The sequence below is a fragment of the Undibacterium sp. GrIS 1.2 genome (assembly GCF_040544435.1).
Lineage (GTDB): Bacteria > Pseudomonadota > Gammaproteobacteria > Burkholderiales > Burkholderiaceae_D > Undibacterium.
On the sequence record NZ_JBEONP010000136.1, the window covers coordinates 1 to 2,154 of the forward strand.

The 2,154-nt window shown below is 42.2% G+C and carries 3 protein-coding genes; all 3 read left to right on the forward strand.

Going from position 1 to position 2,154, the window contains the following annotated elements:
- Nucleotides 1-572, forward strand: a 572-nt coding sequence (locus AAKU61_RS22465) for a hypothetical protein (RefSeq protein ID WP_354335843.1), incomplete at its 5' end; no start/stop codon positions are given.
- Nucleotides 572-1,018 carry a hypothetical protein gene (locus AAKU61_RS22470; protein ID WP_354335845.1) on the forward strand — a complete coding sequence of 149 codons (447 nt, stop codon included), beginning with the start codon at nt 572-574 and terminating at the stop codon, nt 1,016-1,018. The genes AAKU61_RS22465 and AAKU61_RS22470, both read left to right, overlap by 1 nt.
- 420 nt (nt 1,019-1,438) lie before the next feature.
- Nucleotides 1,439-2,065, forward strand: coding sequence for a hypothetical protein (locus AAKU61_RS22475; protein WP_354335847.1), 627 nt, complete (start codon nt 1,439-1,441; stop codon nt 2,063-2,065).
- The last annotated feature ends 89 nt before the right edge of the window (nt 2,066-2,154 follow it).

A 2,154-nucleotide genomic window follows, 5' to 3' on the forward strand; every position in this document is an offset into this window, starting at 1 on the left:
CCAAGATAGCTGAGGCAACTAAGGCGGCAGAGTTAGCTAAAGCGGAACAGATGGCGGATACAGCTAAGTCTGTGGATGATGGTGTGCATGTTAGAGCTTCAAAATTAACAAAACACGAAAAAATTTCTGCCATTCGCGAGAAAATTGGTGGTGATATTAAAAATCATCCATTACGTCAAGCATATGAAGATGAAGTAGTAGATCTTGAAATGAAAGCAAAACATATGATGGATAGTGGAACACCAAAAAATGAGGTTGCTTATGAAATGTGGAATGAAAGGAGAGAACTTGGAATTAAATATAAAGACCTCACTCCTGAGCCCCTGCGCGATTATATTTACGAGGTAAACTCTGGTAGATACGGTGATCCATTGGGGCCGAAATTTGAAGATTTAGTCAGCAAACAATTGGAGAGCGGCAAATCATTGGATGAGGCTTATCAGAGGATAATTAACTCGTCTTTCACGCCCAATAATAATGTGAATGCACTCTTGTCAAAATTTGAAGGATGGCTTGAAAGTAAAGATGTAACATACATCGACAAAGCATTGAAATATATAGGAGGCTTATAGTGGGAAAGAAAGTATATCTAAAGAACTTTGATCAGCATAATCTCGTATTGGAATATGATAATTACGATGGATCTTATAAGATCATAAGCCGTGAATTTGCTAAGCAAAAGGAATTGAACTTTACATTTGGCATATTCGTAGTCGTATCATCAAATGTAGTTGGAGTTTTTGCTTCACCAGATGGTCCGATATTTTTCAAGAATGAAACGCGGGTATTAGGCTCATTAGAGTCAACAGAAGTTAAAGTGAGCACCGAACCAAATATTCATTATTTTTCTCTATGGTCTAATTCACAAAAAATATTTGATATTACTTATCAAGATATAGACGGAATTGACAGCAATCCTTATGACACTAAACAAGAAGATGTAGATATGTTTTCTATGCTTGCAAGTGCTACAAAAAAGAAGCAATTCTTTATTAACTATACAAAAAATTGGGTTTGACGTCGCTATGTTTGGTGGCATGTCAAAATCCTGGACGACCAGAACATTCTCAAAGTAAACGGCAAACACGTAATGACCGATGAAAACACGAGTTTGCCTTGATACGTGATAGGCTCGCCTGCGGCGAATATCCGCAAAAAAACCTAATTTTGCGCCTCGACGTTCAAATTGAGACGAGACAGAAATATCAATTTATGCAAACAAATCATTAACTTAAGAACCCCTGAAGTGGAAACGTTGGGACACTATTGATAAGCAGGCCAGCTCAATCTCAATGCCTTAGATGACTACATCAACTTCAAAGACAGCAATAGTCAGCTAGACGGACTCATAGGCCAAATCCAAGGCACACCAGGCAGCGCAACCGACTACGCCGCGCAAGCCACCCGCGGTGTTTTAGGTTTCGTCAAAGACGGTGTCATGGGTATAGGCGAAATGGCCTACGAAGGCATCAAAGCCGTCCCCAAGCTAATACGCTATCAATACACCAGCACCGGCCAAGCACTAGGCCAACTTGATGGACAAATCCTCGCTGAGAATATCAAGCTTGGCAACATCACAGCGGGTACCATTGGACAAGACGCGTTAGATATAGGCAAAGCCATTGTCAAGCCAGTGACCGATCCTTGGGCGAAAGGGCAGTATGTAGAAGCAGGCACCAGGGCAGTCACAGAAATTGGCACGCTAGGGTTAGGCTGGATCAAAGGCAGCAAGGCAGCGAAAGCGGCTGAGGCACTCAAGTTGGAAGAAGCGGCTAAAGCAGCCAAGATAGCTGAGGCAACTAAGGCGGCAGAGTTAGCTAAAGCGGAACAGATGGCGGATACAGCTAAGTCTGTGGATGATGGTGTGCATGTTAGATTCCGAGGTAAAATCAAGTACCGTACAGCGACGGATGCGAACACTGAACTGATCGATAAAAAACGTGCAACAAGAGAAACTGCACCGTTTAAAGAAGGCACCACCGTTACTGAAAGAGACATGGCTCCGGGTGAGAGATTTGAAATGGCAATGGATAAAGACCAATTAGCTAAGTTACGTGATCCGTAAGCCCTCCATAAACCCCAGATAGCGAGCAGATTTCGTGATTTTTATCGATTTTCGTTCAAAGGTGTGATTCAGGAGAGCTGGCTTAATTT